24 protein-coding genes are annotated in these 24,315 nt (G+C 73.7%); 11 read left to right on the forward strand and 13 right to left on the reverse strand.

The window, feature by feature from the left end; translation table 11 throughout:
• The first annotated feature begins 31 nt into the window (after nucleotides 1-31).
• Entirely contained in the window at nucleotides 32-1,081 is a 1,050-nt protein-coding gene (locus OG559_RS17015) for a fatty acid desaturase family protein (RefSeq protein ID WP_405104949.1), read from the forward strand.
• 61 nt (nucleotides 1,082-1,142) lie between these two features.
• On the opposite strand, the gene OG559_RS17020 is transcribed toward OG559_RS17015, so the two are convergent.
• Nucleotides 1,143-1,919 (reverse strand): hypothetical protein, encoded by a 777-nt coding sequence (locus OG559_RS17020; protein ID WP_405104951.1) that lies wholly within the window; start codon nucleotides 1,917-1,919, stop codon nucleotides 1,143-1,145.
• Between the two features lie 218 nt (nucleotides 1,920-2,137).
• On the opposite strand from OG559_RS17020, the gene OG559_RS17025 reads away from it, so the two are divergent.
• Together OG559_RS17025 and OG559_RS17030 are read left to right on the forward strand one after the other, a co-directional pair.
• Nucleotides 2,138-2,431, forward strand: a complete 294-nt coding sequence (locus OG559_RS17025) for a 4a-hydroxytetrahydrobiopterin dehydratase (protein WP_396670115.1) — start codon at nucleotides 2,138-2,140, stop codon at nucleotides 2,429-2,431.
• A complete protein-coding gene (locus OG559_RS17030; RefSeq protein WP_405104953.1) occupies nucleotides 2,428-3,579 on the forward strand; it encodes an FHA domain-containing protein in 1,152 nt (383 codons plus the stop codon). The genes OG559_RS17025 and OG559_RS17030 overlap by 4 nt, the downstream gene beginning before the upstream one ends.
• Before the next feature lie 79 nt (nucleotides 3,580-3,658).
• Here OG559_RS17030 and rocD read toward each other — a convergent pair whose 3' ends face one another.
• The 3 genes from rocD to OG559_RS17045 form a co-directional block, all read right to left on the reverse strand.
• Nucleotides 3,659-4,873 (reverse strand): ornithine--oxo-acid transaminase, encoded by a 1,215-nt coding sequence (rocD, locus tag OG559_RS17035; protein WP_405116727.1) that lies wholly within the window; start codon nucleotides 4,871-4,873, stop codon nucleotides 3,659-3,661.
• Nucleotides 4,873-5,688 carry a dimethylargininase gene (gene ddaH / locus OG559_RS17040; RefSeq protein WP_405116729.1) on the reverse strand — a complete coding sequence of 272 codons (816 nt, stop codon included), beginning with the start codon at nucleotides 5,686-5,688 and terminating at the stop codon, nucleotides 4,873-4,875. The genes rocD and ddaH overlap by 1 nt, the downstream gene beginning before the upstream one ends.
• A 338-nt stretch (nucleotides 5,689-6,026) precedes the next feature.
• Nucleotides 6,027-6,869 carry a thrombospondin gene (locus tag OG559_RS17045; protein ID WP_405104955.1) on the reverse strand — a complete coding sequence of 281 codons (843 nt, stop codon included), beginning with the start codon at nucleotides 6,867-6,869 and terminating at the stop codon, nucleotides 6,027-6,029.
• 160 nt (nucleotides 6,870-7,029) lie between these two features.
• Between OG559_RS17045 and OG559_RS17050 the strand changes: the two genes are divergently transcribed.
• Complete coding sequence (locus tag OG559_RS17050) at nucleotides 7,030-7,836, forward strand: Fpg/Nei family DNA glycosylase (RefSeq protein WP_405104957.1); 807 nt, start codon at nucleotides 7,030-7,032, stop codon at nucleotides 7,834-7,836.
• Between the two features lie 18 nt (nucleotides 7,837-7,854).
• Here the strand turns inward: OG559_RS17050 and OG559_RS17055 are convergent, their stop codons facing one another.
• The 4 genes from OG559_RS17055 to OG559_RS17070 all read right to left on the reverse strand — a co-directional run bounded on the left by OG559_RS17055 (nucleotide 7,855) and on the right by OG559_RS17070 (nucleotide 12,944).
• Nucleotides 7,855-8,736, reverse strand: a complete 882-nt coding sequence (locus OG559_RS17055) for an aminoglycoside phosphotransferase family protein (RefSeq protein WP_405104959.1) — start codon at nucleotides 8,734-8,736, stop codon at nucleotides 7,855-7,857.
• Between the two features lie 77 nt (nucleotides 8,737-8,813).
• Nucleotides 8,814-10,235, reverse strand: a complete 1,422-nt coding sequence (locus tag OG559_RS17060; RefSeq protein WP_405104961.1) for a WGR domain-containing protein — start codon at nucleotides 10,233-10,235, stop codon at nucleotides 8,814-8,816.
• An 84-nt stretch (nucleotides 10,236-10,319) separates the two neighbouring features.
• Entirely contained in the window at nucleotides 10,320-11,699 is a 1,380-nt protein-coding gene (locus OG559_RS17065; RefSeq protein WP_405104963.1) for an FAD-dependent oxidoreductase, read from the reverse strand.
• 96 nt (nucleotides 11,700-11,795) lie between these two features.
• Complete coding sequence (locus tag OG559_RS17070; RefSeq protein WP_405104965.1) at nucleotides 11,796-12,944, reverse strand: glutamate--cysteine ligase; 1,149 nt, start codon at nucleotides 12,942-12,944, stop codon at nucleotides 11,796-11,798.
• 200 nt (nucleotides 12,945-13,144) lie between these two features.
• Between OG559_RS17070 and OG559_RS17075 the strand changes: the two genes are divergently transcribed.
• The 4 genes from OG559_RS17075 to OG559_RS17090 all read left to right on the forward strand — a co-directional run bounded on the left by OG559_RS17075 (nucleotide 13,145) and on the right by OG559_RS17090 (nucleotide 17,602).
• Nucleotides 13,145-13,444, forward strand: coding sequence for a DUF6412 domain-containing protein (locus tag OG559_RS17075; RefSeq protein WP_405104967.1), 300 nt, complete (start codon nucleotides 13,145-13,147; stop codon nucleotides 13,442-13,444).
• A gap of 167 nt (nucleotides 13,445-13,611) precedes the next feature.
• Nucleotides 13,612-14,355, forward strand: a complete 744-nt coding sequence (locus OG559_RS17080) for a YidC/Oxa1 family membrane protein insertase (RefSeq protein WP_405104969.1) — start codon at nucleotides 13,612-13,614, stop codon at nucleotides 14,353-14,355.
• A 134-nt stretch (nucleotides 14,356-14,489) separates the two neighbouring features.
• Entirely contained in the window at nucleotides 14,490-15,923 is a 1,434-nt protein-coding gene (locus OG559_RS17085; RefSeq protein WP_405104971.1) for a chitinase, read from the forward strand.
• 119 nt (nucleotides 15,924-16,042) lie between these two features.
• Nucleotides 16,043-17,602: a cellulose binding domain-containing protein gene (locus tag OG559_RS17090; protein WP_405104974.1), complete on the forward strand. Its 1,560-nt coding sequence runs from the start codon at nucleotides 16,043-16,045 to the stop codon at nucleotides 17,600-17,602.
• 53 nt (nucleotides 17,603-17,655) lie between these two features.
• Here the strand turns inward: OG559_RS17090 and OG559_RS17095 are convergent, their stop codons facing one another.
• Together OG559_RS17095 and OG559_RS17100 are read right to left on the reverse strand one after the other, a co-directional pair.
• Entirely contained in the window at nucleotides 17,656-18,327 is a 672-nt protein-coding gene (locus OG559_RS17095; protein ID WP_350884364.1) for a DedA family protein, read from the reverse strand.
• A gap of 101 nt (nucleotides 18,328-18,428) precedes the next feature.
• Nucleotides 18,429-19,043, reverse strand: a complete 615-nt coding sequence (locus OG559_RS17100) for a DUF1349 domain-containing protein (protein WP_405104976.1) — start codon at nucleotides 19,041-19,043, stop codon at nucleotides 18,429-18,431.
• A 179-nt stretch (nucleotides 19,044-19,222) separates the two neighbouring features.
• Here OG559_RS17100 and OG559_RS17105 point away from each other — a divergent pair, with 179 nt between their 5' ends.
• Together OG559_RS17105 and fabG are read left to right on the forward strand one after the other, a co-directional pair.
• The gene (locus OG559_RS17105; RefSeq protein ID WP_405104978.1) at nucleotides 19,223-20,875 is read left to right on the forward strand and encodes an alpha-amylase family protein; all 1,653 of its coding nucleotides are present in this window, start codon (nucleotides 19,223-19,225) and stop codon (nucleotides 20,873-20,875) included.
• A gap of 53 nt (nucleotides 20,876-20,928) precedes the next feature.
• A complete protein-coding gene (gene fabG / locus OG559_RS17110) occupies nucleotides 20,929-21,687 on the forward strand; it encodes a 3-oxoacyl-ACP reductase FabG (protein ID WP_405104980.1) in 759 nt (252 codons plus the stop codon).
• Between the two features lie 113 nt (nucleotides 21,688-21,800).
• Here fabG and OG559_RS17115 read toward each other — a convergent pair whose 3' ends face one another.
• Both OG559_RS17115 and OG559_RS17120 read right to left on the reverse strand, forming a co-directional pair.
• Complete coding sequence (locus OG559_RS17115; RefSeq protein ID WP_405104982.1) at nucleotides 21,801-22,217, reverse strand: hypothetical protein; 417 nt, start codon at nucleotides 22,215-22,217, stop codon at nucleotides 21,801-21,803.
• Nucleotides 22,210-22,605, reverse strand: coding sequence for a hypothetical protein (locus OG559_RS17120; protein ID WP_405116731.1), 396 nt, complete (start codon nucleotides 22,603-22,605; stop codon nucleotides 22,210-22,212). The genes OG559_RS17115 and OG559_RS17120 overlap by 8 nt, the downstream gene beginning before the upstream one ends.
• A 366-nt stretch (nucleotides 22,606-22,971) precedes the next feature.
• On the opposite strand from OG559_RS17120, the gene OG559_RS17125 reads away from it, so the two are divergent.
• Entirely contained in the window at nucleotides 22,972-23,874 is a 903-nt protein-coding gene (locus OG559_RS17125) for a Gfo/Idh/MocA family protein (RefSeq protein ID WP_405116733.1), read from the forward strand.
• A gap of 118 nt (nucleotides 23,875-23,992) precedes the next feature.
• Here OG559_RS17125 and OG559_RS17130 read toward each other — a convergent pair whose 3' ends face one another.
• Nucleotides 23,993-24,184, reverse strand: a complete 192-nt coding sequence (locus OG559_RS17130) for a DUF2795 domain-containing protein (RefSeq protein ID WP_396670099.1) — start codon at nucleotides 24,182-24,184, stop codon at nucleotides 23,993-23,995.
• Between the last annotated feature and the right edge of the window lie 131 nt (nucleotides 24,185-24,315).

The following is a 24,315-nucleotide window of genomic DNA, read 5'->3' on the forward strand; positions in this document are numbered from 1 at the left end:
CGTGCCTGGGTGCGGAGACGCGGGAGCCCAGATGGTGCGTGCAGCGACAATGGACCGGCCGGCCAGGCGGGGCAGCGACTATGCGGAGTTGTCCCGGCGGATCAACCGGGCGGGCCTGCTGGACCGCCGGCCCGGCGGGTACGCGGCCCGGATCGTGCTGACCGTGGCGGCCTTCGTTGCCGGCTGGGTAGCGGTGCCGCTGGTCGGCGACTCGTGGTGGCAGCTCGCGGTGGCGGTCGGCCTGGCGGTGGCGACCACCCAGGTGGCGTTCCTCGGGCACGACGCCGGGCACCGGCAGATGTTCCGCCGCCGGGGCCCCAGCGAGGTGGCCGGGCTGCTCGCCGGCAACCTGGCGGTCGGGCTCAGCTACGGCTGGTGGGTCGACAAGCACAACCGCCACCACGCCAACCCGAACCATGAGGACGAGGACCCGGACGTCGGGGCCGGTGCGCTGGTCTGGACGTACGAGCAGGCCGCCGCGACCCGGGGGTTCGGCCGCCGGCTGGCCCGCCGGCAGGCCTGGCTGTTCTTCCCGATGCTGCTGCTGGAAGGGCTCGCCCTGCACGTGGCGAGCGTGCGGGCGCTGGTCGCCCGGGGGCCGGACGGCCGGTACGCGACGCCGATGCGGCACCGGGCTGTTGAGGGGGTGTTGCTCGCGGCGCACGCCGTCGGCTACCTCGGCCTGCTGTTCGCGGTGCTGTCGCCGGGGAAGGCGCTGGCGTTCGTCGCCGTCCACCAGGGCCTGTGGGGGCTCTACATGGGGTGCGCGTTCGCCCCGAACCACAAGGGCATGCCGATGCCGACGGCCGACGACGACCTCGACTTCCTGCGGAAGCAGGTACTCACCGCGCGCAACGTGCGGGGCGGCCGGTTCATCGACCTCGCGCTCGGCGGGCTGAACTACCAGATCGAGCACCACCTGTTCCCGAACATGCCCCGGGGGAACCTGCGCCGGGCCCGGCCCCTGGTGCGGGCGTACTGCGCCGAGCTTGACCTGCCGTACGCGGAGACGGGGCTGGTCGAGTCGTACCGGCAGGCGCTCGCCCACCTGCACGAGGTGGGGCGCCCGCTGCGCGGCTGAGCCCGGACGCGGGACGGGGCGGCGCCGACCGGCGCCGCCCCGTCCCGGTGCTCCGCACAGGTCAGCCGCCGAACGCCTTCTTCAGCGACTCCGGCGCCTCTTCGGTCTCGCCGGCCGCGGGCTTCTCGGGCGACACGGTGGCCCCGAAGTCCGAGTACGTGGTGGTCATCTTGCCCAGCGCGGCAAGCAGCACGCTGGTGTCCACGTCCAGCTCGACGAGCCGCCCCTCGGCGTCGGTCTTCGCGGTGAAGGGGACGGCCTTGGCCTTCGCCCCGAGCGCCTTGATGTCCTTGTCGTCGGGGTTGGCCTTGGTGTAGTCCAGCGTGCCGGAGAAGGCGCCCTCGCCGGTCTTCTTCACCTCGACCACGCCATCGATCATCTTCTTGGCACCGCCCGGGTCGCCGTCGGGCATCAGGTTCAGCTGCCCGTTGGCGCCGAGCTTGGTGGCGTCCATGTGCAGCCACTTCTTGGAGATGCTGTTCGCCTTGAGCCACATGTCGTCGCCGATGGTGACCATGCGGATCTTGCCGCCCTGGGCGCCCAGGTCCAGCGTCATGTCGGCGGACTTGCTCCGCGGGTCCATCAGGCCGCCGCCGTTCATGACCGAGGACTTGATGTCCACCCGGACGCTCTGCTCGTTCAGCTTCAGCGCGGCGGCGGTGAGCTCGGCGAGCGCGTCGGCCGGGGCGCTGGTGGCGGGCGCCGAGCTCGCGCCGGTGTTGCCGTTGCCGGCCGGCGCGTCTCCTCCGTCCTGGTTGCCGCAGCCGGTGAGGCCGAGACCGAGACCGAACGCGGCGACGAGCGCAACCCCCGTGGTTGCCAGCCGTCGAGTGTTCATTGTGGATCACTCCTCGTGAAGGGTGGGCCGGGCGGCGGTGTGTGGCTGCCCGGCCGGGCCGCGGGCCAGCGTAGCGGGCCGGGGTGACAGCCGTTGGTCCGCCAGCGGCCACCTTCGCCCGCCTCCGTGCCCTGCCCAGCCTGTCCGCGCAGGTCGGCGGGGGGTGGACGAGGTGGTGGGAGAGCCGGTCACCCGGCCCTGCCGGTAGGGTCGGGGCCATGGCAGACGTGCTCACCGCAGAGGCGGTGCGAGACGGGCTGGGCGGCCTGGCGGACTGGACGGGGGACCCGACCGGGATCAGTCGTACCACCGAGCTGGGCAGCTTCCCGGCGGCGATCGCGGTGGTCGACCGGGTCGCCGAGGTGGCCGAGGAGCTGGACCATCACCCCGACATCGACATCCGGTGGCGGACCCTCACTTTCCGCTGCGTCACCCACTCGGCGGGTGGGGTCACCGAACGTGACCTGGAGTTGGCGCGGCGGGTCGACGACATCGTCCGGAGTGCCCGATGAGATTCGAGATCAGCAAGGTGCTCGACGCCATCGAGGGGCGGGTCTGCACCGACCCGTCGCTGGCCCGGGCCGTCCTCGACCTGGCCGAGGTGATCCGGTACCAGAACCTCGACGGCGGCCGGCCGGCGAGCCTGCTGCGGCTCGGCATGGTGATCGACGCGCTCGCCCGCGACCTGGAGGAGGACAGCGTCCCGGTCTACGCGATCGTGCACCGGGCGCTGCTCTCCGACGCCGACCTGACGTCCAACGAGCGGATGGTGGTCCGCCGCTGGGCCGACGACGGCCTGGTGGAGGTGCTCGACAACCCGGGCGACCGGATGCTGGAGGTCGCCGACCTGCTCGGGCTGCCGGTGCTCAGCCGGGCCCGGTTCGACGGCCTGCGCGGCCGGTTCCCGTGGGTGGCCGAGCAGCCCGGCCGGGTGCTTGCCCCGGTGCCCGGCGCGGGCGGGCCGGTGTTCATCGGCCACGTCGGCGGCGGGCACGTGCCCATCGCCGGCACCCGCTCGGCGACCGGCGCGAAGCTGCTCGCCCGGCAGTGGCGCTGCCCCGAGCCGGGCTGCGCCCTGTTCGGCGGCGGTGGGGGCGGCGGCGCGTTCGCCGACCTGGCCCGGGTGGAGCGGGCCCCGGCCGGGCAGCCGCCGCCCACCCTGCGCGGCGGGGTGCCGACCTGCCCACGGCACGGCGCCCGGCTCGGCGATGCCGGGCCGCGCCCGCGTACCGAGGTGCTGGCCGTGCGCGTCGGCGGGCTGATCCGCCGTCGGTTCGTGCTCACCGAGGGGCAGTCGGTGCTGGTCGGGCGCGCGCCGGAGCAGCAGGGCGGGATCGTGCTCGGCCAGTGGCTCAACGACGAGGCGCGGCGCTGGATCAGCCGCGGCCACGTCCGGTTCGAGCTGCGGGTCGGCGAGGTGATCGTCACCGACGTCAGCACCAACGGCTCGGGCATCCGCCCGTCCGGCTCGATGGCCGAGACGGACCGGATTCCGCTGAAGCCGCAGCAGTCCCGGGTGCTCTCCGCCAACGACATGGTCGAGCTGTACCCGGGGGTGCAGATCGGCCGCGCCGACGAGCTTCCGACGGGTGCCCCGTTCACCCCCACCTCGGTGATGGCCGAGGCCCCCACCATGGCGATGCGCCTGCCCCGGCCCTGACCCCGGGCCGCCGGGGCGGGCGGACGACGGCGGGCGCCGGGACCGTGATCCCGACGCCCGCCACTGTCGTACGAGAGGATCAGCCGGCCAGCACGGCGGCGAGCTGGGCCACGGCGTGGTCGATCTCCTCGGCGGTGATCACCAGCGGCGGGGCCAGCCGGAGCGTCGAGCCGTGGGTGTCCTTGGCCAGCACGCCCCGTTCCATCAGCCGCTCGCAGGCCTGCCGGCCGGTCATCAGCGTCGGGTCGATGTCCAGGCCGGCCCACAGGCCCCGGCCCCGGACGGCGACCAGCCCCTTGCCGACCAGCGACTGGAGGCCGGCGTGCAGCCGCTCGCCCAGCTCCGCCGAGCGGCGCTGGAACTCGCCGGTGGCCAGCAGCCGGACCACCTCGGTGGCGACGGCGCAGGCCAGCGGGTTGCCGCCGAAGGTGGAGCCGTGCTGGCCCGGCTTCAGCACCCCCAGCACGTCGGCGTTCGCGGCGACCGCGGAGACCGGCACGATGCCGCCGCCGAGCGCCTTGCCCAGCAGGTACATGTCGGGCACCACGCCCTCGTGCTCGCAGGCGAAGGTGGTGCCCGTCCGGCCCAGGCCGGACTGGATCTCGTCGGCGAGGAAGAGCACGTTGCGCTCGGTGCAGACCCGGCGCACGCCCGGCAGGTAGCCCTCCGGCGGCACCACGACGCCCTGCTCGCCCTGGATCGGCTCCAGCAGCACGGCGACGGTGTTCTCGTCGATGGCGGCGGCCAGCGCATCCAGGTCGCCGTACGGGACGACCGTGAAGCCCGGGGTGTACGGCCCGAAGTCCGCGCGCGCGTCGGAGTCGGTGGAGAAGCTGACGATGGTGGTGGTGCGGCCGTGGAAGTTCCCCTCGGCCACCACGATGTTCGCCTGCCCGGCCGGCACGCCCTTGACCTGGTAGCCCCACTTGCGGGCCACCTTGATCCCGGTCTCCACCGCCTCGGCGCCGGTGTTCATCGGCAGCACCAGGTCCTTGCCGCACAGCTCGGCCAGCTCGCGGCAGAAGTCGGCGAACTGGTCGTGGACGAACGCCCTGCTGGTCAGGGTCAGCTTGTCGAGCTGCGCGTGCGCGGCGGCGATGAGCCGGGGGTGCCGGTGGCCGAAGTTGAGGGCCGAGTAGCCGGCGAGGCAGTCCAGGTAGCGCCGGTCGTCCACGTCGGTGAGCCAAACCCCCTCGGCGGAGGCGATCACCACCGGCAGCGGGTGGTAGTTGTGCGCGGTGAAGCGCTCCGCGTCCCGGACCGCGCCCGGCGTCCGCAGCCTGTCATCCACGATCAATTGCTCGCCTTTCCCTGACGGAGCCGCAACGTGCAGCACTTCGGTCCACCGCCGGCCTTGCGTAGCTCGGACAGGTCGACACCGATGGTCTCGTAGCCCCGGTCGCGCAGCTTCGCGGCCAGGTCGGTGGCCTGCGCGGGCAGCACCACGTGCCGCCCGTCGCCGACCGCGTTCAGGCCCAGCACCTCGGCGTCGGCCATGGTGGCGTGGACCGCGTCCGGGAAGAGCCGGCGCAGCGCGGCCTGACTGCCGGGCGAGAACGCCTCCGGCAGGTACGCCACGGTGCGCTCGTCCAGCACCGTGAGTGCGGTGTCCAGGTGGTAGAAGCGCGGGTCGACGAGCTGCATGGTGACCACGGGGTAGCCGAACACCTCCTGCAGCTCGGCGTGCGAGGCGTGCGCGGTGCGGAACCCGGTGCCGGCCAGCAGGACGTCGCCGGCCAGCAGGACGTCGCCCTCGCCCTCGTTGACGTGCTTCGGGTCGTACACCTCGAAGCCGGCGGCCTCGAACCAGGCCCGGTAGGCGGGGGCCTCGTCGGCGCGCTGCGGGTCGCGGAACTGCACGGCCATCGCCCGGCCGTCGATCACGGTGCCGCCGTTGGCGGCGAAGACCATGTCGGGCAGGCCGGGCAGCGGGGCGATCTCCTCGACCGTGTGGCCCAGCTCGCGGTAGATCCCGCGCAGCTCCTCCCACTGCCGGATCGCCAGGTCGGCGTCGACCGGCGCGGTGGGGTCCATCCACGGGTTGATCGCGTAGTCGACGGCGAAGTACGTCGGCCGGCACATCAGCAAGCGCTGGCTGGTGGCGTCCATCGTCATTGTCCTGCTCCCAGGGGTCGGGCGCGCCCCGGCCACCTTCGGCCCACGGGGCTGGCGCCGTGGCCCAACGGTATGCGGCCGGCGGCAACGACATCCACCGGTGGAGCTTGCGTTGACCGACGAATCATTGCGTATAGCAGGACCCGCCCGACGATTCGTTGCGCAGACCCATTCCTCGATCAGCACTTGCCCCGGCCGTGGGGTGAGTCGAGGCCGGACGTGCTTCGGGGGGCGGCGAACCGCCGCCCCCCGAAAGAGGATGTGCCCGGCTGGTGAACCACCAGACTGGTCGGGCTGGGCCGGCGAACCGCCGGCGGAGTTCAAACTGCCCGTCAGAACCGGTCGACAAACTGTGAGTCGAGCCACTCACGGAGCCGTTGCACCCAGTCGCCGTCCGTGGTCGGCCAGTCGAACTGGCCGGTCATCGCCAGCACGCCGAGGACCACGGCGGCGATGCCGAAGGCCATGCCGAGCAGGGCGTCGGTCTTGCCGGCGATGTGCCGGCGCCGGGTGGCGAGCAGGCCGAACACGGACAGCACCCCGCCGAGCACGCCGACCGCGATGCCGTACCCGGCGAGGGTCCCGCTCAGCACGGCGAGCGCCCCGGCGACGCCGACGATCAGGCCGAGGGTGGCGAGCAGGCTCGCGCGCGGCTTCGGCCCGACCGCGACCGGCTCCGGCCGGGTCTCGCCGTCGGTGCGGTCCACCGGTGCCGGCCGCTCGGCGGTGCGGTCCCGGCCCGCAGGCTGCCCGACCGTGGGGTCGGCCGGCAGCGGCCGTTCGGCGGTGCGGTCCCGGTCGAGGTCCGGCTCCTTGGTGGGGGAGCCGGTCGTGGTGGGGGCGGCCGTCGCGGTGGACGGGCCGGTGGTCGGCCGCTTGGCCTCGCCGTCCGGGGTGCGGGCGGTGGCCGCGCGGGCGGTCGCGGCGCGGGCGCGGGCTCCCCGCTCCGCGGCCTGTCGCTCCGCGTCCGAGGCCCGCTCGCCGTCGCTGGCGGTCGTGCCGCTGCGGTACGTCGCCTGCTCGTCGCCGCGGTCGGTGAGCACCGGCGGCCCGGCGGGGCGGCTGCCGGTGTCCGTCGCGACGGCCCGCTCGAACTCGTCGACGTGGCCGTCGCCGTTGCTGTCGGAAGTCGTCGCCGGCTCGCTCCGGCGCGACAACAGCGAAGGAATCTTCACCTCATCACCTCCTGGTCAGTGCGTGGAGGCCTGGGAAGCGCCAGCGGCAGCCACGCGGTACGCCCCCGAGGTACCCAACCGCCGAGCCGCCGACACCCCGTCACCCGCAAGGGTGGCCCGGCCCGCCGTCGACGCCGCGCCCGGAGCTACCGTTGCGGGCGTGCCAGAGGGACACACCATTCACCGCCTCGCCGCCCGGCACGCCGAGTTGTTCGCCGGCGACAAGGTGCAGGCCGCCAGCCCGCAGGGCCGCTTCGCCGAGGGCGCGGCCCGGCTGTCCGGCACCGTCCTGGACGACACCGAGGCGTACGGCAAGCACCTGCTGCACCACTACGCGCACGAGTTGACCCTGCACGTGCACCTCGGCCTGTACGGCAGGTTCGCCGACGGGCCGGGCGAGCCGCCGCCGCCCGTCGGTCAGGTGCGGCTGCGCCTGACCAGCGACGCGTACTGGCTGGACCTGCGCGGCCCCACCGCCTGCGAGCTGATCACCCCGCCCGAGGTGGCGGCGCTGCGCGACCGGCTCGGCCCCGACCCGCTGCGCGCCGACGCCGACCCGTCCCGCGCGTACGCCCGGATCTCCCGCAGCCAGACCCCGCTCGCGGCGCTGCTGCTCGACCAGTCGGTGGTGGCCGGCACGGGGTTGATCTTCGTCACCGAGGCGCTGTTCCGGGCCGGCCTGCCGCCGCTGCTGCCCGGCCGGGCGCTGACCCCGGCGCTCTGGCGGGAGCTGTGGGCGGACCTGGTGGACCTGATGACCCGGGCCGTCGAGGTGGGCCGGATCGACACCGTCCGGGACGCCCACCTGCCGGAGGCCACCGGCCGGGCGCCCCGGGTGGACCGGCACGGCGGCGAGGTGTACGTCTACCGACGCCCCGGCCAGCCCTGCCACGTCTGCGGCGACGAGGTGCACCGGGGCACGCTGGCCGGCCGCAACCTCTACTGGTGCCCCACCTGCCAGCGCTGACCGCCCCAGGTCCGCCGGTCAGCCCAGCCCGGCGAGCCAGCGGGCCGTCTCGACCTGGTGGCCGAACACGACGTCCCCGGCGACGCTCCAGGCCAGGGTGTGCCCGATCGCCCAGCCCCGGACCCGCTCGGCGTCCAGGCCCAGCTCGGCGGCGAGCCGGCCCAGCCGGTGCCGCACCGCTGCCGGGGAGTGGCCGAGCTCCTGCCCCCGGACGATCGCCACCGCCCCGAACTCGCGCTCGCCGGTCAGCGGCTTCGGGTCGATCACCAGCCACGGTTCCCGGGTGGCCCGCAGCACGTTGCCGGCGTGCAGGTCCTGGTTGACCAACACCTGCTCGCCCTGCGTGCCGACCAGCTCGGCGAGCCGGCCGAGCGCGGCGTCCAGCAGCCGCCGCTCGTACGGCCGGCCGGCCCGTTCCCAGTCCGCCGGCATCTGCTCGATCCAGCCCGCCGCCTCCTCGGCCAGCGGGGTGAACGGCGCGCCGGCCGGCCGCCAGAGCCGGGGCAGCAGGCCGGCGACCACGTCCAGCGCCTCGTCCGGCGGCAGGGCGTGCAGCGGCGTGCCCGGGTCGCAGCGCTCCACCAGCAGCGCCCGCCGGCCCGGGTCGTGCCCGAGTAGCCCGACCGCCCCGTCGCCCGCCCAGCGCGCCAGCGCGGTGGCCTCGTGCTCGCTGTCGGCGTCCGGGTACTGGAGCTTGAGCACCGCCCGGGTGCCGTCGGGCAGCTCGGCCGGCAACGCCAGCGAGGCGAACGCGCACGGGAACGGCGGGCCGGACAGCCGCAGCCCCCACCCGTCGACGCACTCCGCCACCCGGTCCGGCAGCGACGCGAGCCAGGCCCGGCCGGCTGGTTCGCGTTCGGCCCAGCGCAGCCCCTCGGGGATTTCCAGCCGCACGCCCATCGGACCATCCTCGGCCCGGCCGGCCGGTCGGCACCACCGGTTATTGCCGGCCACCGCCTGGAGCAGGAAGACCCCGCTCAGCGCAGCCGGCGGATGTCGCCGTACGCCCGGTAGAAGCCGCCCCGGCCCGCCGGGCGGACCTCGGTGATCAGGTAGCGCGCGCCCGCCTCGCGGATGCCCTTGGGGAACTGCACCGACCAGTCGCGGTGGTAGCCGTCGGAGAGGACGTGGACGCGCAGCCGGCCGCCCTCGTCGACGCACTGCACCACCACGCCGCCCCGCTCCTCGGTGGTGACCTCCACCGTGGTCCAGGCCGCCGGCTCGGGCAGCCGGGCCGGGGCCTTGACGTCCACCACCTCCGGCACGCTGCCCGCCTCGGCGGCCCGGATCGCCGGCTCGCTCGCGTCGACGCAGGCCAGATAGCCCGAGGTGGTGACCACGTAGAGCCGCTGGTCGTGGTACTGCATGGAGTACGCCGAGCCGCAGCCGGTGCCGAGCTTCCACAGCCGGTTGCCGGCCGCGTCGAAGCAGTAGATCGAGGACTGGTTGTCGCCGGCGAAGACGTACCGGCCGTCCTCGGCGGTGGCGCAGGAGAAGACCGCGGCGTCGCAGCGGTACGTCTGCTCGGCGCGCCCGTCCTTGCGCAGCCGCACCACCTCGCGGGTGCCGGTACCGGCGAAGACGGCGTCGCGCTCCTGCCAGCCGAAGAGCACCGACCCGGTGCGGGTGTGCCACAGCTCCCGCCCGGTGCGCCAGTCGTAGCCGGTCACCCCCTGGGAGTGGCCCTGGTAGAGCGCGTCGGCGTCGCAGCGGACCATCCACCCGCCCCGGCCGCGCCCCGGCCGCCGCCAGAGGAACTCGTCCTCGTGGTCGATCGCGGCGATCCCGCCGCCGGCGTCGGAGACGCCCAGCAACCCGTCGTGGATGTCCAGCCAGTAGATGTCGATGTCCGGGGCGATCGCGTACGCCGCCCGGGGCACCTTGCCGGAGAGGTCGTAGACGTTGCCGTCGTCGCAGCCCGCGTAGATCCAGGCGTCGTCGGCGACGATGCACTTCACCCCGTCGGGGAGCCGGACCTGGTTGAGCAGCCGGGCGTCGTGGTCGAGGGTGGTGATCACCCCGTGCTCGTTGCCGACCATGCAGTGCCGCCCGTCGACGAAGATGCCGAACGCGGGCGCGCCCGAGGCGTACCGCCACAGCACCGGGGCGGTACGGGCGGTCGAGCGGGTGCTGACGATCGCACGGCGGGAGACCGGCCGCTTCTGGCGGGCGCCGGGCACCGCCGGGGCGTACCCCTTGCGGACCTTTTCGCCGATCTTCTTCGCGGCGGTGGCGCGGGCGCGGGCGTTGTCCGGGAAGGCCGTGGTCTTCACCTGACCCTGGTCGCCGATCCGGCCGTAGCGAACGGTCATCGTGGTGTCGTCCACCACCACCTCGTAGAACTTGTGCGCCGCACCGTCCGATTCGGACAGTTCGAGGTAGGTCGTCTCCTGCGACATGGCATCGCCTTTCGGGGGGAAGCGCGCCGGACCCGGCACCGCGACAGCGAGCACACGCTAACCGCGCCCCCCGACAGGTTCGGTCTATCCCCGGCTGCGGTCGAGGGCGTCGACGGCCTTGCGGGCCGCGATCAGCACCGGGTCCCAGACCGGCGCGTACGGCGGGGCATAGCCGAGGTCGAGGGCGGTCATCTCGTCCACCGTCATGCCGTTCCACAGCGCCACGGCCAGGGTGTCGATCCGCTTGGCGGCCTCCGACCAGCCGACGATCTGCGCGCCGAGCAGCCGCCCGCTGGGACGCTCGGCGATCAGCTTCACCGTCATCGGCCGCGCCCCCGGGTAGTACCCGGCCCGGTTCGTCGACTCGGCCACCACCGAGACGAACTCGAAGCCGCTGGCCGTGGCGTCCCGCTCGCGAAGGCCGGTGCGCCCCACCTCCAGCTCGCAGACCTTCGTCACGGCCGTGCCGATCACCCCGGGGAAGGTCGCGTATCCGCCGCCGAGGTTGATTCCGGCGACCCGGCCCTGCTTGTTGGCGTGGGTGCCGAGCGGGACGTGCACCGGCAGGCCGCTGACCAGGTGCAGGCTTTCCACGCAGTCGCCGGCCGCCCACACCCCCGGCGCCCCGACCACCCGCATCCGCCGGTCCACCCGGATCCCACCGGAGGGGCCGACCGGCAGGCCGGCGGCCTCGGCGAGGGCGGTGTTGGGGCGTACCCCCAGGCCCAGGACCACGACATCGGCCGGCAGCGACCCGTCGTCGGTGACCACCGCGGACACCCGGCCGTCGCGCTGGTCGAGCCCGGTCACCCCCACGCCGGTACGGATGTCGATGCCGATGCCGCGCATGGCCGTCGCGACGAGAGCGGCCATGTCCGGGTCGACGGTCGCCATCGGCTGGTCGGCCTTCTCGACCAGGGTGACCGACAGCCCGCGCTGGACCAGCGCCTCGGCCATCTCCACCCCGATGTAGCCGCCGCCGACCACCACGGCCCGCCGGGGCGTCGGGTCGCCGTCCAGCCAGTCGCGCAGGGCCCCGGCGTCGTCGAGGGTCTGCACGCCGAAGACGCCGCCCATGTCCGTGTCGGCCCAGCCGGGTGTCGTCGGCGCCGCTCCGGCGGCGTACATCAGGTCGTCGAACCGCTCGCGGACCTCGCCGCCGCGGTCGAGATCACGGGCGACCACCTCCCGGCGGTCCAGGTCGATCGCGGTGACCTCGTGTCGCAGCCGGACGTCGATGTCGAACTCGTCGCGGAAGGTGGCCGGGGCGCGGGCGACGAGCTGGTCCCGATCCGTGACCAGCCCGCTGATCCAGTACGGGATGCCGCACGCCGAGTACGAGGTGTGGTGTCCCCGCTCGAAGGCCACGATCTCCAGGTCCGACCGGTCGCGGCGACGCCGCGCCTGGGAGGCCGCCGCCATGCCGGCGGCGTCCCCGCCGATGACGATCAACCGTTGCGCCACGCCGACCATCCTGTCACGCCACGCCCTCCGCGGAGCCCGTCCCGCCGCGCCGCCCACCCGACCCCGCCGCGTTCGGCCGCCCGCGCGGTCGGGTGCTCAGCCACGGGTCTGGCGGGCCACGTCCCGCACCACGTCGACCAGGTTTCCGGTGCGGGAGAAGACCGCCCGCTGCCGGGCCGCCCCGGTGCCGTGCCGGCGCAGCCCACCGAGCAGGTCGGTCACCTCGGCCAGGTCGCCGTGTCGCTCCAACTCGGGGCGGAGCCGCTCGACGAGCCGGTCCAGCAGCTCCCACGCCGGGCGCAGCTCGCCGTCGGTCAGGTCCACCCCGTCGCCCTCCAGCCCGTCGTGGGCGGCCCGCCAGTGCGCGGCGACCAGCAGGTGGTGGTCGGTGCGCACCGGCGGCCGGCCCTCGGCGATGTCGGTCATCGCGCTGGCCACCAGGGCCCGGACCAGGGCGGCGACCAGCACGGCATCGTCCACCGACGGGCAGACGTCGCCGATGCGGAGCTCCACCGTCGGGTACTTGGCCGACAGCCGGGCGTACCAGTAGAGCATCCCCTCGTCGAGCATCACGCCGCTGGCGATGAGCTGCCGGATCAGCCGCTCGTAGTGCTCGTGCGACTCCAGGTACGGCGTCGGCGCCACCGACGGCCACCGCTCCCACTCCACGGATCGCCAGCTCGCGTAGCCGGTGTCCACGCCGGCCGAGAACGGGGAGTTGACCGTCGCGGCGTGCAGGATCGGCAGCCAGGGCCGGACGTGGTTGAGCACCTGCACGCCGGTTTCGGGGTCCGGCACCCCGACGTGCACGTGCATGCCGTTGTTGCCGGGGCCGGGCACCAGCAGCCGGAACCGCTCGATCATCCGGTCGAAGCGGGGCTTGTCGACCACCGGCGGGACCGGGCCGTCGACCGGGCCGGTGCCGATGGCCAGTACCCGTACGCCGGCCCGCTCGGCGGCCTCGGACAGCGCCCGGCGCAGCACCCCCAGGGAGTGCCGGATCGACGACAGCTCCAGCCCCGGCGGGCTGCCGATCTCGATCTGGCTCGTCTGGAACTCGCGCTCGACCTGGCCGCGCAGCTCGGCCGGCACCTGCTCCATCACCAGGTCGACGGCCGGCACGGCGGTGCCGGTGTGCGGGTCGACGAGCAGGAACTCCTCCTCGACACCGACGGTGAGCAGATCGGTGCCGCCCGGGGCCACGTTCGGTTCCCGCTGCACCACTGAACCGCTCATCGTCCTCACCGTCCGTTTCCATGCCGGCCGCGGCGCTGTGCCGCGACGTGACCGGCCAATACCCGCAGTGTCGGTGCGGGGAAACTCCGCGGCCCGCGTGTCGCCCGCCGGCACGCCGCTCGCGTTCCGCATCCCCGGTGCCGGGGGCCCGCGTCGCGGGGAGGAACGTTCCGCCCTTCGGGGTGGACGGTGGGGCCTAGGGTGGTCGCGTGGGCGGGTTGCTGCTGACGGTGACGGGGATGTGGGCGTACGCGCTCACCCACCTGATCGTGCTCGCGGACCGCCCGGCCGAGCTGCTGGCCGGGGCGGCCGTGGCCGCCGCCGTGCTGCTCGCCGTGGTGCTCGCCGGGCGGCTCCCGATGGCGGCCGGCCCGCCGGCCAGGGCCGCCAGGCACGGCGTCGGCCTGCGGGAACGCGCCCGGCGTCGGGGTGTTCCCCGGCAGGTCGACCCGGACGCCGCCGGCCGTCCCCGACCCCGCGCGCCCGGACTGGCCCCCGCGGCCGGGTAGCTTCCCGGGCCGCGCCGGCTTCCGTCGGCGTCGGCCCCCGGGGTGACGGACGGGCATACCCCGTCGGCGTCGCCCCCGCCATCAGGTCGCCTCCGCCGTCGCCCGTCCCGCCGCGCGCCCGTTTCCGGGCCGGTCGGGACATCCGGAACCGGACCGAGGGGTCACCCATGCTCGCCTTCGCACCGCTGCACGGCGCGGTCGGCACCGCCGCCACCGCCGTCACCTGGCTCGCCGACACGCTGCACCCGCTGACCGGCGGGGCCGCCACGGCCGTCGCCATAGTTCTGTTCACCGTCGCCGTCCGCCTGCTGGTCTCGCCGCTCACCCTGGCCCAGGTTCGCGGGGAGCGGCGCCGCGCGGTCCTCGCCCCGCAGGTCCGCGACCTGCAACGCCGGTACGCCGACGACCCGGCCCGGTTGCAGAGCGAGCTGTTGGGGCTCTACCGGTCGGCCGGGGCGAGCCCGGTCGCCGGCTGCCTGCCGGCCCTGCTCCAGGCCCCGTTCTTCCTGATCATGTACCGGCTGTTCAGCACGGACGAGGGCGGCACCGGCCTGCTCGACGAGCGGCTGGCCGGGGTGCCGCTGGGCTGGCACCTCTCCGACGGCCTGACCGGCGCGGCCGGCCCGCTGTTCGGGGCGTTGTTGGCGGCGCTGGTGGCGCTGGCCTGGTGGTCGTCGCGTCGGGCGCGACGCGCGGCGGCTGCCGGGGTCACCGTGGCCGGTACGCCGACCGAGGGGCCGGGGGCGGCCACCCTGGGCCGGCTGGTCCCGCTGCTGCCGTACCTGACCGTGCTGGTCGCGTTGGTGGTGCCGTTGGCGGCGGTGCTCTACCTGGTCACCACGACGGCGTGGACGGCGGCGGAGCAGGCGGTGTTGCGCCGCCCCCGAGCGGCACCCGTCGAGGTTCGTTGACCGTCGATCGGACCTCGGCGGACGACCGGGTCCGGTCGACGCCGCATCTCCCTCTGGACAGAAACAGTTAATAGTCCTAATAATAAGCGCCAACGTCGATGAGTGTGAATGCCCGTCCGGGCGTGGAGGGTTGCATGAAGCGTTCCCGATCCCTTGTCATGGCCCTGGTGACGGCGCTGGCCGCGACCGTCGGGGCGGCCTGGGTGGCACTGCCGGCGTTCGCCGCCGGGGCCACCGCGAACTTCGTGAAGACCTCCGACTGGGGGTCCGGCTGGGAGGGCAAGTACACGATCACCAACGGCGGTGCCACCGCCATCTCCGCGTGGACCGTCACCTTCGACCTACCGGCCGGCACCACCGTCGGCAGCTACTGGGACGCCCTGCTGACCACCTCCGGCCAGCGGTACACCTTCACCAACCGTTCCTGGAACGGCGGCATCGCCCCCGGCGCGTCGACGTCGTTCGGCTTCCTCGCCACCGGCTCCGGCAGCCCGGCCAACTGCCAGCTCAACGGCGCCCCCTGCGGCGGCGGCCCCACCCCGACCACGCCGCCTCCAACCACGCCGCCTCCAACCACGCCGCCTCCAACCACGCCGCCTCCAACCACGCCGCCCCCGACCACGCCGCCCCCGACGACCCCGCCCCCGACCACCGCCCCGCCCACCGGCGGCCTGCCGAAGCACCTGCTCACCGGCTACTGGCACAACTTCGACAACCCGGCGGTCGAGCTGCGGCTGCGCGACGTCCCGGCCGAGTACGACCTGGTCGCGGTCGCCTTCGCCGAGGCCACCGGCACGCCCGGGGCGGTCACCTTCGCCGTCGATCCCGGCCTGTCCGCCTCCCTCGGCGGCTACACCGACGCCGACTTCACCGCCGACGTGCGGACGCTGCACTCGCGCGGCAAGAAGGTCATCCTCTCCGTCGGCGGCGAGACCGGACGGGTCGCGGTCAACAACGCGGCCTCGGCCACCGCCTTCGCCGACACCACCTACGCCCTCATCCAGCGGTACGGCTTCGACGGCGTCGACATCGACCTGGAGAACGGGCTCAACCCGACGTACATGGCCCAGGCGCTACGCGCCCTGCGGGCCAAGGTCGGGACCGGCCTGATCATCGCGATGGCACCGCAGACCATCGACATGCAGAACCCGGCCGGCGGCTACTTCAAGCTCGCCCTGGACATCCGGGACATCCTCACCGTGGTCAACACCCAGTTCTACAACTCCGGAGCGATGCTCGGCTGCGACCAGAACGCCGCGTACGGCCAGGGCACGGTGAACTTCATCGTCGCGCTCGCCTGCATCCAGTTGGAGGCCGGGCTGCGCCCCGACCAGGTCGGGCTCGGCCTGCCCGCCGGCCCCGGCGCGGCCGGTGGCGGCGTCGTCGCCCCGAGCGTGGTCAACGCCGCCCTCGACTGCCTGGCCAAGGGCACCAACTGCGGCAGCTTCCGCCCGCCGCGCACCTACCCGGGCATCCGGGGCGCGATGACCTGGTCGGTCAACTGGGACGTCAGCAACGGCAACGGCTTCGCCCGCACCGTCAAGCCGCACCTGTCCACCCTGCCCTGACCCGCCCGCACCACCCCGCACCACCGGCCCCGTACCACCGCCGGCCCGCCCCGCGCGGGCCGGCGGTCCCGCCCACCCCCCTCGGGCGGAAACCCCCACCACCGGTCCCTGGAGGCCACGTGAAACTCCGGTCCCCCCGCGCGGCGACGTTCGCCGCCGCGTTCGCCGCCGCCGTCGTCGCGGCCACCCTCGTGGCCCCGCCGGCGGCGTCGGCGGCCACCGCCGCCTTCGTCCGCACCTCGAGCTGGAGCAGCGGGTACGAGGCGAAGTTCACCGTCACCAACAACACCTCGGCCAGCATCGGCTCCTGGAACGTCCAGTTCGACCTGCCCACCGGCAGCTCCCTCGGCACCTTCTGGGACGCCACGATGACCGCCGCCGGCCAGCACGTGACCGCCGTCAACAAGTCCTGGAACGGCGCCCTCGCCCCGGGCGCCAGCACGTCGTTCGGGTTCGTCGTCGCCGGCACCGGTGACCCGACCAACTGCACCGTCAACGGCGGCTCCTGCACCGGCGGCGGCAACCCCGGCGGCCCGGCCACCCCGGGCGGGCTGCGGGTCACCGGCACCACGGCCGCCTCGGTCTCGCTTGCCTGGAACGCCGTCTCCGGCACGGTCACCGGCTACCGGGTGTACGAGGGCGGCACCGTGAAGGCCACCGTCACCGGCACCTCGACGACGGTGTCCGGGCTCGCCACCTGCTCCGCGCACAGCTACACCGTGGCGGCGTACAACTCCTCGGGCGAGTCGGCGAAGTCGCCGGCCGTCTCCGCCACCACCACCGGCTGCAGCGGCGGGAACGCCCCGATGGCCGCCGCGCCGTACCTCTACCCGGGCTGGGGCGACCCGCCCGCGCCCTCGACGGTGATGGGCGCGACCGGGATCAAGTGGTTCACCATCGCGTTCGTCCTCTCCGGCGGCGGCTGCACCCCGGCCTGGGACGGCAGCGGCCCGCTCACCGGCGGCGCGCACGCCAACACCATCGCCGCGATCCGGGCCGCCGGGGGCGACGTCATCCCGTCCTTCGGCGGGTGGAGCGGCAACAAGCTCGGCCCGAACTGCTCGTCGGCCAGCGCGCTGGCGGCGGCGTACCAGCAGGTGATCAACGCGTACGGGCTCAAGGCGATCGACATCGACATCGAGAACAGCGACGAGTTCGAGAACGAGGCGGTGCAGGACCGGATCCTCGGCGCGCTGAAGATCGTCAAGCAGAACAACCCCGGGATCAAGACGATCGTTACCTTCGGCACCACGACCACCGGGCCGTCGTACTACGGCATCCGGCTGATCAACCAGGCTGCCGCGCTCGGGGCGAACATCGACACGTTCACGATCATGCCGTTCGACTTCGCCGGCGGCGCGAACATGTACCAGAGCACCGTCAACGCGGCCGAAGGACTGAAGAACGCGCTGAAGACCGCCTTTGGCTGGTCCGACGCCGCCGCGTACACGCACATGGGCATCTCCGGCATGAACGGTCTGTCCGACCAGCAGGAGCTGACCTCCCCGGCGACCTGGACGCAGATCCGCGACTGGGCGAAGGCCCGCAGCCTGTCCCGGTTCACCTTCTGGGCCGTCAACCGCGACCGGCCCTGCGCCGGCGGGGGAGTGGTGGCCCACTGCTCCGGCATCGCCCAGAACACCTGGGAGTTCACCAGCATCACCGCCCAGTACAACTGAGCAGCACCGCCGACGCAGCGGTACCGCCTGGGCAACGCCGGGCGGGCGTGCGGTCAGCGACCGGTGGTCATGGACTGCCGGTCGCGCCGCGCGCGGCGGCGGCGCACCTTCTTCACCACCCAGCTCAGGATCATCACGCCGAAGACGGCGAAGATCGCGTAGTTGAACCAGCTGCTGTACTGGTCCACTTCCTCCCAGCGCGACCCGAGCGCGAAGCCGGCGCCGACGATCAGCGCGTTCCACACCCCGCTGCCCAGCGTGGTCAGCAGGACGAACTCGACCAGCGGCATCCGGTTCGCCCCGGCGGGGATGGAGACCAGGCTGCGCACCACCGGCACCACCCGGCCGATCAGCACGGCCCACCGGCCGTGCCGCTCGAACCATCGGTCGGCCTTCTCCAGGTCGTCCCGGTCGACCAGTGGGATGTGGTCCAGCCACCGCTTGAGCCGGTCCTCGCCGACGGCCGCGCCGAGCCAGTAGAGCACCAGCGCGCCGACCACCGAGCCGACCGTCGCGGCGACCACGATGAGGACGAGGTTGAACCGGCCCTCGGCCGCGAGGTAGCCCGCCATGGCCAGCACGATCTCGCTCGGGATCGGCGGGATGATGCTCTCCAGGGCGACCAGCGCGGCCACCCCGACCGCGCCGAGCGAGTCGATCACGCTGGCCACCCACCCGGTCAGCCCGGTGAACTGCGACGGATCGACGTTCTGGGCGAGGGCCATGGTTGTCCTTCCGCGGGCCGCCGGGGGGATCGGAAGGTGATACCCAGTTCGGCGGCGATCACACCTACCGGTGACCGGGCCCGCCCCCGTGATCCCCGCGTTCAGGCCTCCGGGTGCAGCGCCGCGTCGGCCGGACCCCGACGCCAGCCGAGGAACCGGACCACCAGCCCGCCCCGGCTCGGCGAGCAGCAGAACGGCCCGGCCGATGCCTCGGCCAGTGGGGCGAGCGGGGCCAGCCGGACCAGCCGCCACGGCTCGTCGCCCGCGCGGGCCCGGACGGTCAGCGCGTCCCCGGCCCGGCTGACCCGGACCGTCACCTCCCGGCCCGCCCACTCCGGCACCGGCGCGACCGACCAGTCGGAGACGTCGCGGGTGACCACCGCGCCGACCTGTGGCTGCCCGTCGCTGAACTCCACCCCGGCCTTGACCCAGTTCCGCTCGTCCACCCGGACCAGCACGCCGGCCTGGTCGAACTGCCCGGTGAAGTCGAGCCGGAAGGTGACCTCCACGGCGGTGCCGGCCGGCAGCGGGGCGAGCAGGGCCGGGCCGTCGTCGTGCACGAAGCCGTAGCTGGTGTGCCGCCAGAAGTCGCTGCCCGCGCCCGGCTCGACGACCAGCCCGCCGTCCGGGGTCGGCTCGGCGCGCACCGGCTGGTGCAGCCACCGGCCCTCGGCCCAGTCGACGTCCCGGTCCCCGGCTTCCGACTCCACGCTCATGGCCGGCACGCTACCGCCCGCCGACCCGCCGACCCGCCGACCCGCCGACCCGCCGACCCGCCGACCCGCCGACCGGGCCCCGACGCGGACCAGCCCCGACGCGGACGGCGTTCGCGTTCGTCGGAAGCCGGAATCCGTTCGCGTTTGCCGGGAGCCGGAATCGGAGAAGGTACGTCGGCATGGGTGACAGGTGGTACTCCGAGGCGGTCGTCTACTGCCTCGACATCGACACGTACGCGGACTCCGACGGTGACGGGGTCGGCGACATCCGCGGCCTCATCGGCCGGCTCGACTACCTGGCCCGGCTGGGGGTGACCTGCCTGTGGCTGCACCCGATCCACCCGTCGCCGAACAAGGACGACGGCTACGACGTCACCGACTTCTACAACGTGGACCCCCGCTTCGGCACCCTCGGCGACTTCGCCGAGCTGCTGCACCAGGCGCAGAACCGGGGCATCCGGGTGATCATCGACCTGGTGGTCAACCACACCTCGGACGAGCACCCGTGGTTCCAGTCCGCCCGGTCCTCGCCCGACTCGCCGTACCGGGACTGGTTCGTCTGGTCCGACCACGAGCCGGACGACCGGCACCAGGGCATGGTCTTCCCGGGCGAGCAGAAGGAGACGTGGAGCTACGACCGGACCGCCAAGGCCTGGTACTACCACCGGTTCTACAAGTACCAACCCGACCTGAACTTCAACAACCCCGAGGTCCGCGCCGAGGTCAAGAAGATCGTCTCGTTCTGGCTCCAGCTCGGCGTCTCCGGGTTCCGGATGGACGCGGTGCCGTTCATCATCGAGCTGACCGAGCCGGGGAACCCGAACTCGCCGAAGGACTTCGAGTACCTCACCGAGCTGCGCCAGCACGTCCAGTGGCGGCGCGGCGACGCCGTCCTGCTCGCCGAGGCCAACGTGGAGCCCGACCAGCTCCCCACCTTCTTCGGCGACGGCAGCGGCTCCGGCAACCGCATCCACATGCTCTTCGACTTCATGCTCAACGGCCGGCTCGTGCTCGCCCTGGCCCGCCAGGACCCGGAACCGGTGATCGAGGCGCTGCGGGACACCCCGATCCTGCCCACCGGCGGGCAGTGGGCCACGTTCCTGCGCAACCACGACGAGATCGACCTGTCCCGGCTCACCACCGAGCAGCGCAACCAGGTGTACGCCGAGTTCGGCCCCGACGAGGACATGCGGATCTACGACCGGGGCATCCGCCGCAGGCTCGCCCCGATGCTCGGCAACGACCGGCGGCGCGTCGAGCTGGCGTACGCGCTCCAGTTCTCGCTGCGCGGCACGCCGGTGCTGCGCTACGGCGAGGAGATCGGGATGGGCGAGGACCTCTCGCTGCCCGGCCGGGAGGCGATCCGTACCCCGATGCAGTGGTCGTACAAGCCGAACGCCGGCTTCTCCACGGCCGACCCGGAGAAGCTGGTCCGCCCGGTGATCGACAAGGGTGACTTCTCGTACGAGAAGGTCAACGTCACCGCCCAGCGCGGCGACCACAAGTCGCTGCTGTCCTGGTTCGAGCGGATGATCCGGACGCTGCGCGAGGCGCCGGAGATCGGCTCCGGCTCGACCACCCACATCGACGTGCCGACGCCGCACGGGGTGCTCGCCCACCGCGCCGACGGCCCGACCGGGACGATGGTCTTCCTGCACAACCTCGGCACCGACGACGTCGAGGTCGACCTCGGCACGCTCGCCGACGAGGCGGACCTGCCGAGAGATGTCCTCGCGGACCGTAACTACGGCGAGGTGGGCAAGCTCGACTCGCTCAAGCTCGCCGGGTACGGCTACCGCTGGATCCGCCTCTGTCGTGGGGCCGCCTACTGACCCCGGGGGTGGGCTAGGCTCCGATGGTCGCCGCAAGTTACCGGGAGGTAGGCATGTCCGAGGAGCAACGGGTCGCGATCGTCACCGGGGCCGCACGGGGGATCGGGGCGGCCACCGCCCGTCGGCTGGCCGCCGACGGCCTGGCCGTCGCCGTGGTCGACATCGAGGAGTCGGCCACCAAGGACACCGTGGACGCGATCGTCGCGGCCGGCGGACGGGCCCTCGGCGTCGGCGCGGACGTCTCCGTCCGGGACCAGGTGGAGGCGGCCGTCGAGCGGGTCGCCACCGAGTTGGGCGCGCCGACCGTGCTGGTCAACAACGCCGGGGTGCTCCGGGACAACCTGCTGTTCAAGATGACCGACGCCGACTGGGACACCGTCCTGGGCGTGCACCTGCGCGGCGCGTTCCTGTTCAGCCAGGCCGCCCAGAAGCACATGGTCGAGCGGAAGTGGGGCCGGATCGTCAACCTGTCCAGCACCTCGGCGCTGGGCAACCGGGGCCAGGCCAACTACGCGGCGGCGAAGGCGGGCATGCAGGGCTTCACCAAGACCCTCGCCATCGAGCTGGGCCCGTTCGGGATCACCGTCAACGCGGTCGCCCCCGGGTTCATCGTCACCGACATGACCGCCGCGACCGCCGCCCGGATGAAGGTGGACTTCGAGGCGCTCCAGAAGCACACCGAGTCGGAGATCCCGGTGCGCCGGGTGGGCCGCCCGGAGGACGTGGCCCACACCATCTCGTTCCTGGCCAGCGAGGGCGCGTCCTTCGTCTCCGGCCAGGTCATCTACGTCGCGGGCGGCCCAAGGTCCTAACCCCCCACCCCCACCCACGAATGGCCGCTCTTTCACGGAAAGAGTGGCCATTTCGCCTCCCATGCCCACTCTTTCCGTGAAAGAGCGCGGGTGGGGGTGGGGGTGGGGTGGGGTCAGCGGGGGTGGGGGCGGGTGTGCCAGAGCCAGAGCAGGCCGAGCAGCGGGAGCACCAGCGGGATGTAGCCGTAGCCGCTGCCGAAGCCCGACCAGACCGTCTCGTCGGGGAACAGCGCGGGGTCGACCAGGCTGAGGACGCCGACGCCGAGCACCCCGACCAGCTCCACCGAGCAGCAGGCCAGCGCCACCTGCCGGCCGGCATGACCGGCGCGGGCCAGCCCCACCGCGGCCACGATGTAGATCAGCGCGGCCAGCGCCGAGAGCAGGTACGCCACCGGCGCCTCGTCGAGCTTCGTGGCGATCTGCAGCCCCGCCCGGGAGGTCGCGGCGATGGCGAACAGCAGGTACACGGCGATCAGCAACCGGCCCGGCCCGGAGTTGGTGGCCAGCCGGGGTGTCTCCGTCTCAACCACCGAGCGCCTCCCAGGTCTGTTGGAGCCGGACCGCCACGACCGGGGTCACCAGGCAGATCGCGCAGATGATCGCCGACCCCCACCGGGTCGGCTCCATCCGGGCCAGCACCCAGGCCAGCGGCGGCAGGAAGACCAGCGTCACCAGGTAGCCGAAGAACGCGCCGGGCTCGCCCGGCCGCTCACCGCCGCCGAGCGCGACCAGCGCCCCCACCGTCAGCGCGAGCAGGCCCAGTTCCAGCACAGCCAGGCCGGCGAACTGCACCCGGTCCGGCGACCGGTTGCGCATCGCCGCCACCAGCGCCCACACCGCGAGTACGAGCGACAGCACGATCGTCGCCGTCGCGAGGATCCCGTCCACCGGCGAGCCGGCCGCGGCCATGCTGGTCATCGACAGCACCGGAGTCGGAGTCTCGGTCACCGGGACAGCCTACTAACCGGCGTAGTACTCACCCCGGCCCGGTCTGTCGCCACGCCCGCCGTCGGTCTGGCCGGGCCCGGTTTGGTGGTCTGGTCGGGCCCGGTCCGGCAGCCTGGCCGGGCCCGGTTGGTGGTCTGGCCGGGTCCGGTTTGGTGGTCTGGCCGGGGCCGGCCCGGCAGCCTGGCCGGGCCCGGTCCGGTGGGTCCGACCGTCCCGGTCCGTGGGCCTGACCTGGTCCGGCCCGGCCCCGCCAGCTGCGTTGGATCGGCCGGGCGACTAGCGTGGATCACGGCCACGGGACCGCCGTGGTCGGCGACGACACCGGGAGTACACGTGCTGCGGTTCGGCTTGTTCGGCACCGGCCACTGGGCCGCGGAGACGCATGCGGCGGCGATCGGCGCGCACCCCCGCGCCGAGCTGGCCGGGGTCTGGGGCCGCAACCCCGACAAGGCAACGGAGCTGGCGCGGCGGCACGGGGTGCCCGTCTTCACCGAGGTCGACGCGCTGATCGACGCCTGCGACGCGGTCGCCGTGGCGCTGCCCCCGGACGTGCAGGCCGACATCGCCGTCCGAGCCGCCACGGCCGGCCGGCACCTGCTGCTGGACAAGCCACTGGCGCTCACCCTCGCCGACGCCGACCGGGTGGTCGCCGCGGCCGGGCAGGCCGGCGTCGCCTCCGTGGTGTTCTTCACCCAGCGGTTCCACCCGAACGTGACCGGCTTCCTCGCCTCGACCGCGGCGGCCGGGGGCTGGCAGCACGCCCGGGCGACGATGTTCACGTCCATCTTCCAGCCCGGCAACCCGTACGGCGCGTCACAGTGGCGGCGGGACCGGGGCGCGCTGTGGGACATCGGCCCGCACGCCCTGTCGATCATCCTGCCGGTGCTCGGCCGGGTGACCCGGGTCACGGCCACCGACGGCCCGAGCGGCCTGGTCCACCTGCTGCTCACCCACGACGGCGGGGCGACGAGCACGGTGTCGCTCACCCTCGACGCGCCGCCCGAGGCCGCCACCCGCGACTTCGTCTTCTTCGGGGAGAACGGCGTGCTGGAGGTCCCGCCAGGGGACGGCAATGCGCTGACCGCGCTCTCCGCCGCGATCGACCAACTCGTCGAGGAGGTCGACGCCGGTGCCCGGGACCACCGTTGCGACGTCCGGTTCGGCCGGGAGGTGGTGGCCGTCCTCGACGCCGCCGAGACCGCCCGTGCCGAGGGCCGCACCGTTGCCCTCCCGGGCTGAGACGCGGGCTCCCGCCCCCGTCCGTCATCGGTGGACGTCGCGTCGGCGTCAGTACGCGGCCCGTTGCGGGTGGCCCGCCCGCGAGTCCGGGTAGCGCAGCCGGTGTCACGGCACCCTGTCAGGCGAGGGTGCCCAGCGCCTCGCTCAGCTCGGTGGGAGAGGCGAACCCCTCGGCCGGCAGTGCGTGGAGCATCTGCAACACCTCCGTGCTGGCGCCGTTCTCCTGCCCCCAGCGGACCAGGTCCTCCCGGGAGACCGGGTAGTCGAGCCCGGCCAGGTACTCCTGCAACTCCGTCCCGCTGACCGTCATGCCTCCGGCTACCCGCTATGCGGGAGGGCATGCCCGTCCCCGCCGATCTCGCCCTCCCCCCGAGCCCGGACGGGCGCCGGGGGTTGCTGGGCGCTGACCGACCACTCAGGGCCTAACCGAGGGCGCGGGGT

The sequence above is a fragment of the Micromonospora sp. NBC_01405 genome (assembly GCF_045040155.1).
Taxonomy (GTDB): domain Bacteria; phylum Actinomycetota; class Actinomycetes; order Mycobacteriales; family Micromonosporaceae; genus Micromonospora.